At 70.5% G+C, this 8,038-nt stretch carries 8 protein-coding genes; 2 read left to right on the forward strand and 6 right to left on the reverse strand.

The genetic code is table 11. The features are described 5' to 3' along the window. Positions 1–161: 161 nt before the first annotated feature. Positions 162–2,771, reverse strand: a complete 2,610-nt coding sequence (clpB, locus tag AB0O36_RS18230; protein WP_365110991.1) for an ATP-dependent chaperone ClpB — start codon at positions 2,769–2,771, stop codon at positions 162–164. A gap of 110 nt (positions 2,772–2,881) precedes the next feature. On the opposite strand from clpB, the gene AB0O36_RS18235 reads away from it, so the two are divergent. After that, on the forward strand, positions 2,882–3,286 hold the full coding sequence (locus AB0O36_RS18235; protein WP_365110994.1) for a TIGR03618 family F420-dependent PPOX class oxidoreductase: 405 nt from the start codon (positions 2,882–2,884) through the stop codon (positions 3,284–3,286). A gap of 199 nt (positions 3,287–3,485) precedes the next feature. Here AB0O36_RS18235 and AB0O36_RS18240 read toward each other — a convergent pair whose 3' ends face one another. Next, the gene (locus AB0O36_RS18240) at positions 3,486–3,800 is read right to left on the reverse strand and encodes a (2Fe-2S)-binding protein (RefSeq protein WP_150208898.1); all 315 of its coding nucleotides are present in this window, start codon (positions 3,798–3,800) and stop codon (positions 3,486–3,488) included. A gap of 389 nt (positions 3,801–4,189) precedes the next feature. Here AB0O36_RS18240 and AB0O36_RS18245 point away from each other — a divergent pair, with 389 nt between their 5' ends. Then, positions 4,190–5,137, forward strand: a complete 948-nt coding sequence (locus AB0O36_RS18245; RefSeq protein ID WP_365110997.1) for a helix-turn-helix transcriptional regulator — start codon at positions 4,190–4,192, stop codon at positions 5,135–5,137. 99 nt (positions 5,138–5,236) lie between these two features. Here the strand turns inward: AB0O36_RS18245 and AB0O36_RS18250 are convergent, their stop codons facing one another. The 4 genes from AB0O36_RS18250 to AB0O36_RS18265 all read right to left on the reverse strand — a co-directional run. Continuing rightward, positions 5,237–5,683: a helix-turn-helix transcriptional regulator gene (locus AB0O36_RS18250; protein ID WP_365110999.1), complete on the reverse strand. Its 447-nt coding sequence runs from the start codon at positions 5,681–5,683 to the stop codon at positions 5,237–5,239. A gap of 1 nt (position 5,684) precedes the next feature. Beyond that, on the reverse strand, positions 5,685–6,860 hold the full coding sequence (gene dnaJ / locus AB0O36_RS18255; protein ID WP_365111002.1) for a molecular chaperone DnaJ: 1,176 nt from the start codon (positions 6,858–6,860) through the stop codon (positions 5,685–5,687). 33 nt (positions 6,861–6,893) lie between these two features. Next, complete coding sequence (gene grpE, locus AB0O36_RS18260; RefSeq protein ID WP_365111005.1) at positions 6,894–7,538, reverse strand: nucleotide exchange factor GrpE; 645 nt, start codon at positions 7,536–7,538, stop codon at positions 6,894–6,896. Beyond that, a partial coding sequence (locus AB0O36_RS18265) for an Hsp70 family protein (protein WP_365111008.1) occupies positions 7,538–8,038 on the reverse strand: 501 nt, incomplete at its 5' end. The genes grpE and AB0O36_RS18265, both read right to left, overlap by 1 nt.

Genomic DNA, 8,038 nt, shown 5'->3' on the forward strand with positions numbered 1-8,038 from the left:
CCGCACCGGCCGATCAGCTCCGGGCGGACACGATCCACCCGGTGCCGGTCGTACGAAGCTACTGCGCAGCCCCGTTGCAGACGTCTGCGAGACGTCTCACAGACGTCTCGCAGACCTGTCGCAGACCTCTCGCAGGCCCGGCCGCAGACCCGTCTCCGGCCCTACAGGGCCTTCCCGACCAGCAGGTCGTCGCCCGCGACGTCGACCCGGACGGTGTCCCCGTCCCGGACCTCGCCGGCCAGGATCTCCCTGGCCAGCCGGTCGCCGACGGCCGTCTGGATCAGGCGGCGCAGCGGGCGGGCGCCGTAGGCCGGCTCGTTGCCCTTGTCCGCCAGCCAGGCCAGCGCCTCCGGGGTGACGTCCAGGGTGAGGCGGCGGTCGGCCAGGCGCTTGGCGAGGCGCCGCACCTGGAGTTCGGCGATGTGCGCGAGCTCGTCCCGGCTGAGTGCCGAGAACACCACGATGTCGTCGAGGCGGTTGAGGAACTCGGGCTTGAAGGTGGCGCGTACCACCTCCAGGACCTTGTTGCGCGTCTGCTCCCCGTCGGCCGCGGGGTCGGCGAGGCTGTGTTCGACCAGATACTGGCTGCCCAGGTTCGAGGTCAGGATCAGGATGGTGTTCCGGAAGTCCACCGTCCGGCCCTGGCCGTCGGTGAGCCGCCCGTCGTCCAGCACCTGGAGCAGGACGTCGAAGACCTCCGGGTGGGCCTTCTCCACCTCGTCCAGCAGGATCACCGAGTACGGGCGCCGCCGGACGGCCTCGGTCAGCTGGCCGCCCTCCTCGTAGCCCACGTAGCCGGGCGGGGCGCCGACCAGCCGGGCCACGCTGTGCTTCTCCCCGTACTCCGACATGTCGATGCGGACCATGGCCCGCTCGTCGTCGAACAGGAAGTCGGCGAGCGCCTTGGCCAGCTCGGTCTTGCCGACACCGGTCGGGCCGAGGAAGAGGAAGGAGCCGGTCGGCCGGTCGGGGTCGGCGATGCCCGCGCGGGTGCGGCGGACCGCCTCGGAGACCGCGCGTACGGCCTCGGTCTGGCCGATCAGGCGGCGGCCCAGCTCCTGCTCCATGCGCAGCAGCTTCTGGGTCTCGCCCTCCATCAGCCGGCCCGCCGGGATACCGGTCCAGGCGGCGACCACCTCGGCGATGTCGTCCGGTCCGACCTCCTCCTTGACCATGGTGTCCTTGGCGGCCGCGGCCGCCTCCTGCTCGGCCTCGGTGGCCTCCGCCAGCTCGCGCTCCAGGGCGGGGATCTCCCCGTACAGCAGCTTGGAGGCGGTGTCGAAGTCTCCGTCGCGCTGTGCCCGTTCGGCCTGGCCGCGCAGCGCGTCCAGGCGCTCCTTGAGCTCGCCGACCCGGTTGAGGGACTGCTTCTCCTTCTCCCAGCGGGCGGTCAGGCCGCGCAGCTCCTCCTCCTTGTCGGCGAGGTCCCTGCGGAGCTTCTCCAGCCGCTCGACGGAGGCCGGGTCGGACTCGTTCCGCAGGGCCAGCTCCTCCATGCGCAGCCGGTCCACCGCGCGCTGGAGCTCGTCGATCTCCACCGGGGAGGAGTCGATCTCCATGCGCAGCCGGGAGGCGGCCTCGTCGACCAGGTCGATCGCCTTGTCGGGGAGGAAGCGGGAGGTGATGTAGCGGTCGGAGAGGGTGGCCGCGGCGACCAGCGCGCTGTCGTTGATCTGCACCTTGTGGTGGGCCTCGTAGCGGCCCTTGAGCCCGCGGAGGATCGCGACGGTGTCCTCCACGGTCGGCTCGGCGACCAGAACCTGCTGGAAGCGCCGCTCCAGCGCGGGGTCCTTCTCGATCCGCTCGCGGTACTCGTCCAGGGTGGTCGCGCCGACCATCCGCAGTTCGCCTCGGGCCAGCATCGGCTTGAGCATGTTGCCGGCGTCCATGGCGGAGTCGCCGCCGGCGCCCGCGCCGACGACCGTGTGCAGCTCGTCGATGAAGGTGATGATCTGCCCGTCGCTGGACTTGATCTCGGCGAGGACGGTCTTGAGCCGCTCCTCGAACTCGCCCCGGTACTTGGCGCCGGCCACCATCGCGCCGAGGTCGAGGGAGACCAGGCGCTTGTTCTTCAGGGATTCCGGGACGTCGCCCTTCACGATGCGCTGGGCGAGGCCCTCGACCACGGCCGTCTTGCCGACGCCGGGCTCGCCGATCAGCACCGGGTTGTTCTTGGTGCGGCGCGACAGCACCTGCACGACCCGGCGGATCTCGTGGTCGCGGCCGATCACGGGGTCGAGCTTGCCGTCGCGGGCCGCGGCGGTGAAGTCGGTGCCGAACTTCTCCAGGGCCTTGTACTGGCCCTCGGGGTCGGGGGTGGTCACCCGCCGTCCTCCTCGTACGTTCTCGAAGGCGTCGAGCAGCTTCCTCGCGCTCGCGCCCTGCTGCGACAGGAGCTCGCCGGCGGCGCCCCCCTTGGCGGCGGTCGCGATGAGCAGGTGCTCGGTGGACAGGTACTCGTCGCCGAGCTTGCCGGCCCGTTCGTCGGCCTCGGCGAGTACGGCGAGCAGGTCGCGGGACGCCTGCGGCGGGGCCACGGTGGACCCGGTGACGCTGGGCAGGCCGGCCAGGATCCGCTCGGCGCCGGTGCGTACGGCGGCCTGGTCGGCCTCGACGGCGGCCAGCAGGTCGATGATGTTCTCGTTGTCCTGGCCGGTGAGCAGGGCCAGCAGCAGGTGGGCCGGGGTCAGGTCCGGGTTGCCGTCCTTCACGGCCCTGCTGGTGGCGGCGTTGAGCGCGTCCCGGCTCTTGTTGGTCAGCTCGGCGTCCACGTGCGGCTTCTCCTCTCCGTCTCCGTACAGATACTGACAAGGTCAACGTGCACAAAGTTGAGTCTATTCCACTCAAGATGGTTCCGGTGCCGTCACGTACGCTTCGGCGCATGGCCCATGACGTACTCAACCCGACGCCGGAGTACCTCGCCTTCTGGCGGGAGCGGCACGTGTGCACCCTGACCACCCTGCGGCCGGACGGCACCCCCCACGTGGTGCCCGTGGGCGTGACGTACGACCCGGAGGCCGGGGTGGCCCGGGTGATCAGCAACAAGCACAGCAAGAAGGTCCGCAACGTGCTGGAGGCCGAGCCGGGCCGGGCCCGGGCCTCGGTCTGCCAGATGGAAGGGCGCCGCTGGGCCACGCTGGAGGGCCGTGCGGTGGTCCGCACGGACGAGGCGTCGGTCGCCGACGCGGTGGCCCGCTACGCCGAGCGCTACCGGCGGACCCCCTCGCCCAACCCGGACCGGGTGGTCATCGAGATCACGCTGGACCGCGCGATGGGGCGGGCCTGAGGAAACGCGACGGGGCGGGCCCGGGGGAAACCGAAATCCGGGTCCGGAAAAGCCTGACACGGGAAAGCCGGCAGGCCGTGGCAATGTCCGGTTCGGGTATGGACGCGGACATCACAACGGCGCCATCGTGTTCAGGACCACGATGGCGCCGTTGTGTGGGGGAAGTACCTGAGCGATCTGCGACGACGGGGGGACCGTCTCAGGCACTGCGGGGGGTGGCGGTGGTGATATCGGGCTCGAAGAGCTGGTGGTCACGCTGATCCAGGTTGACGAAGACCATGCCGTACCGGACCTCGCAACGCACGGGTTGCGGGGCGCCTCGGGGGCGGCGCAGGCAGCGGTAGGCGCGGACGTCCTCGTCCTCCTCGCGCACGATGACGATGGGCTGGCCGAAAAGGGTGACCATCAGGGAATCACCGGCGTGGGGGATCGCGGTGACCAGGTCGATGAACTGCCATCCGGACCGGTAGGCGGACGCCATTTCCCGCCGGAAGTCACGGTCGTCGGGGGTCATGCGTCGGACTTCCCGTGCGGAGCGGTGCCCCAGCCGCTGTCGGGCGGTACCACGCCCCAGCCGCTGTCGTACTCGACCGTCGCGGGTGCCCCCCAGCCGCTGTCGGCCGGTGTACTTCCCCAACCGCTGTCGGCTATGCCGAGGTTGCCTCCGGCCACCCCGTAAGCCACAACCGTGGAGAGAGCAACGGCAACCACCGAGCGAAGCAATTTCTTATACATGGTCGACTTCGTCCTCACTGGATGGATTCCTCTCCCCCGCATCTCAGACGATGACTTATCGAGCCACGTCGATGCCACTGGGGCGATGCATCATGTTCCTGTAGATGCAAAACCCTGGGGGTGGGAGATTCCGTGACAGAGGCCGCTAACCAGACACATCCCCACCCTGTGACAGAGCTGTGCGGTCTTGGATCAGAGCTCTACGCCACCGCCCTCAGCTCCGGGCGGATCGCCCGCACGGAAGTCGAGCACACGCCCTGCCTGCTGGAATTCGCGCTGCTCCATCCCGACCCTGATGACGCCAACTGGCTGCGCCCGGTTCCCCCTTCGGTGGCGCTCGCACAGCGGCTCCACCCGCTGGAACGGGAGATCCTGCAGCACCGGCGCGCCTCCATCGAACTCACCGAAGCATTCGAGCCATTCATGGCCATCAGTGCGATGAGTCCGGCGCCCACGCACGCAATCACCGTGCTGGAGGGTTTCAACCGCATCAACGCCGCGCTCAACCTGGCCACTTCCGAATGCCACACCGAAATGCTGACCATCCAGCCCGGGGGCGGCCGCGCCGAGCACGTGCTGAGCCAGGCGATCGAGCGCGACCAGCCGCTGATCCGGCGGGGCGTCAGCATGCGCACCCTCTACCAGCACACGGTCCGGCACAGCCGCGGCACGATGGCCTACATCGACCGGGTGGCCGGCGGAAAGGTGGAGTTCCGCACCCTGGAGGAGCTGGTCGAACGGCTCATCATCTGCGACGAGTCGGTCGCCTTCATCCCGGCCCGGGACGATCAGCAGGTCGCGCTGGAGCTCCGGCACCCCGCCCTGGTCCGCTACCTCGCCAGGGTGTTCGAGCAACTGTGGCACCGCGCCGTACCGCTGCGCGAGGAGGTCTCGTACGGACCCACCCCCGAGGGGGTCTCGGGCGTGCAGCGGTCCATCGCACAGCTCCTGGTCGAGGGTCACGTGGACGAGGCCATCGCCCGCCGGCTCGGCATGAACGTACGGACCTGCCGGGCGCACATCGCCAAACTGGCCGGAACCCTCGGCAGCGGCAGCCGGGCACAACTGGGCTATCTGATCGCCCAGTCGGGGATCCTGGACCACCCCGATCAGTGAGACGCACCAGGACGCGCCCGGGCGAGCCGGGACGCCATGAGGCGCGCCGAGACGCGCCGAGGCCCCGCCCGTTCCCGGGCGGGGCCTCATGCGTGTTCGTCAGTCCTGCGGCCGCTTGGGCCGCCACACGACCAGCGCACCGGTCTGCTGTACGTCCTGGTACGGGACCAGGTCGCGCCGGTACGAGGCGTGGACCTGTGCCTCGCGCTGCTGCATGGCCAGGGCCGCGCCGTCGACCGCGGCCGCGAGCTCGGCGACGCGCTGCTGGAGCGCGGCGACCTGGTGCTGCAGTTCGATGATCCGCTTGATGCCGGCCAGGTTGACGCCCTCGTCCTGGGACAGCTGCTGCACCGTGCGGAGCAGCTCGATGTCCCGGGCCGAGTAGCGGCGTCCCCGCCCGGCCGTGCGGTCCGGGGACACCAGCCCGAGCCTGTCGTACTGACGGAGGGTCTGCGGGTGCAGGCCGGAGAGCTGAGCGGCGACCGAGATCACGTAGACCGGAGTCTCATCCGTGAGCTCGTAGGGATTGCGTCGTCGGCCGTCCATCTCATGCTCCCTTCGCTGCCTCGAACAGTGCGGACCTGGGGTCCTCGTCCGCCGTGGCGTCCCGGTAGGTCTCCAGCGCCTCGCGCGCCTTGTCGGACAGTTCCGCCGGAACCGTCACCTCCACCGTGACCAGCAGGTCGCCGCGGGTGCCGTCCTTGCGGACCGCCCCCTTGCCGCGGGCCCGCATCGTACGCCCGTTCGGGGTCCCCTGGGGGAGTTTCAGCGTGACCGGCGGACCGCCCAGGGTGGGCACCCTGATCTCGCCGCCGAGCGTGGCCTCCGCGAAGGACACCGGGACGGTCACCGTCAGGTTGTCGTCCTTGCGGCCGAACACCGGGTGCGCGTCCACGTGCACGACCACGTACAGGTCGCCCGCCGGGCCGCCGCGCTCGCCCGGGGCGCCCTTGCCGCGCAGCCGGATCTTCTGGCCGTCGGTGACGCCCGCCGGGATCCTGACCTGCATGGTGCGGGAGGACCGGGCCCGGCCGCTGCCGTTGCAGACCTCGCAGGGGGTCTCGGCGATCAGGCCGCGCCCCTTGCAGTCGGCGCAGGGGTCGGTGAGCGAGAACCCGCCGCCGCTGCCCCGGGAGACCTGGCCGGTGCCGACGCAGGTCGGGCACACGCGGGGCGTGCCGTTCTTGTCGCCGGTGCCGGAGCACGCCTTGCAGGGGGCCTGCGAGGACATCCGGAGCGGGACCGTGGCCCCGTCCACCGCCTCGGTGAAGCTGAGCGTCACCTCGGACTCGATGTCCTGGCCGCGGCGCGGCTGGGTACGCGCGCCCGGGCCGGGACCGCCCCGGTTGAACAGCCCGCCGAACATGTCGCCGATGCCGCCGCCGAAGCCGCCGCCCGTGCCCCCACCCTGGGCGCCCCCGAAGAGGTCGCCCAGGTCGAAGTTGAACTGGCCGCCGGCGCCCGGGCCTGGACGGAAGCCACCGTTGCCGAAGAGGGCGCGCGCCTCGTCGTACTCCTTGCGCTTCTTGGGGTCGCCGAGGACGTCGTTCGCCTCGGAGATCTCCTTGAAACGCTCCTCGGCCGCGGAGTCGCCCTTGTTGGCGTCCGGGTGGAACTCGCGGGCGAGCTTCCGGTACGCCTTCTTGATCTCGGCCTCGGTGGCGTCCTTGGGAACGCCGAGAACCTTGTAGTAGTCCTTCTCCACGAAGTCCTTCGTGCTCACCGGCGTCCCTCCTCCCAGGTCCTGCTGCGGGTGTTACTCACTGTCCTTCTTGTCGTCGGACGACTCCTTCTCGGAGTCCTCCGACTTGGGGGCCGAAGCCCCCGGCTGGGGCTCGGCCACCGCGACCCGCGCGGGGCGGATCGTGCGCTCCCCGATCCGGTACCCCGGCTGCAGGATCGCCACGCAGGTCGTCTCGGTGACGTCCGGCGCGTACGAGTGCATCAGGGCCTCGTGGATCGTCGGGTCGAAGGGCTCGCCCTCCTTGCCGAACTGCTGCAGCCCCATCTTGGCGGCGACCGACTCCAGCGATTCGGCCACCGACTTGAAGCCGCCGACGAGCTCGCCGTGCTCGCGGGCCCGGCCGACGTCGTCGAGGACGGGCAGGAGCTCGGTCAGGAGGCTCGCGACCGCGATCTCCTTGACCGTGACCCGGTCCCGGTCGACCCGGCGGCGGTAGTTCTGGTACTCGGCCTGGAGCCGCTGGAGGTCACCGGTGCGCTCGGAGAGCGCCGTACGGGCCTGGTCCAGCTGCGCCAGCAGAGCCACGTCCTGTGCAGAGTCCCCGGCCGGGGCCGCCCCCTCCGCCTTGTCGGCGGAAGCGGCGGCCTTCGGCTCCTCGGGCGTGCCGTCGGCGGGGACGTCCGGCTTCTCGTCGAAGCCCGGGGTCTCCTCCGACATCAGACAGCGCCGCCCTTCGGCTTGTCCTCGTCGACGATCTCGGCGTCGACGACGTCGTCGTCGGCCTTGGCACCGGCGTCACCGGCGGCCTGGGCGCCCTGCGCGTCGGCGTAGATCGCCTGGCCCAGCTTCTGGGAGACGGCCGCGAGCTTCTCGGTCGCGGTGCGGATCTCGGCCACGTCCTCGCCCTTGAGCTTGTCCTTCAGCTCGGTGATCGCGGTCTCGACCTCGGTCTTGATCTCGGCCGGAACCTTGTCCGCGTTCTCCCCGAGGAACTTCTCCGTCTGGTAGACGAGCTGCTCACCCTGGTTGCGGGACTCGGCTGCCTCCTTGCGGCGCAGGTCCTCGTCCGCGTACTGCTCCGCCTCCTGGCGCATGCGGTCGACCTCGTCCTTGCCGAGCGAAGAGCCGCCGGTGACGGTCATCTTCTGCTCCTTGCCCGTGCCGAGGTCCTTGGCCGTGACGTGCATGATGCCGTTGGCGTCGATGTCGAAGGAGAC

This window comes from Streptomyces sp. NPDC089799, from assembly GCF_040684755.1.
Lineage (GTDB): Bacteria > Actinomycetota > Actinomycetes > Streptomycetales > Streptomycetaceae > Streptomyces.

What these genes read in the sequence shown, in the direction of transcription:
- AB0O36_RS18235 (WP_365110994.1), top strand. Translation starts at nt 2,882, where the DNA reads ATGGCCCATGACGTACTCAACCCGACGCCGGAGTACCTCGCCTTCTGG.
- AB0O36_RS18240 (WP_150208898.1), bottom strand. Translation starts at nt 3,800, where the DNA reads ATGACCCCCGACGACCGTGACTTCCGGCGGGAAATGGCGTCCGCCTAC.
- AB0O36_RS18250 (WP_365110999.1), bottom strand. Translation starts at nt 5,683, where the DNA reads ATGGACGGCCGACGACGCAATCCCTACGAGCTCACGGATGAGACTCCG.
- grpE (WP_365111005.1), bottom strand. Translation starts at nt 7,538, where the DNA reads ATGTCGGAGGAGACCCCGGGCTTCGACGAGAAGCCGGACGTCCCCGCC.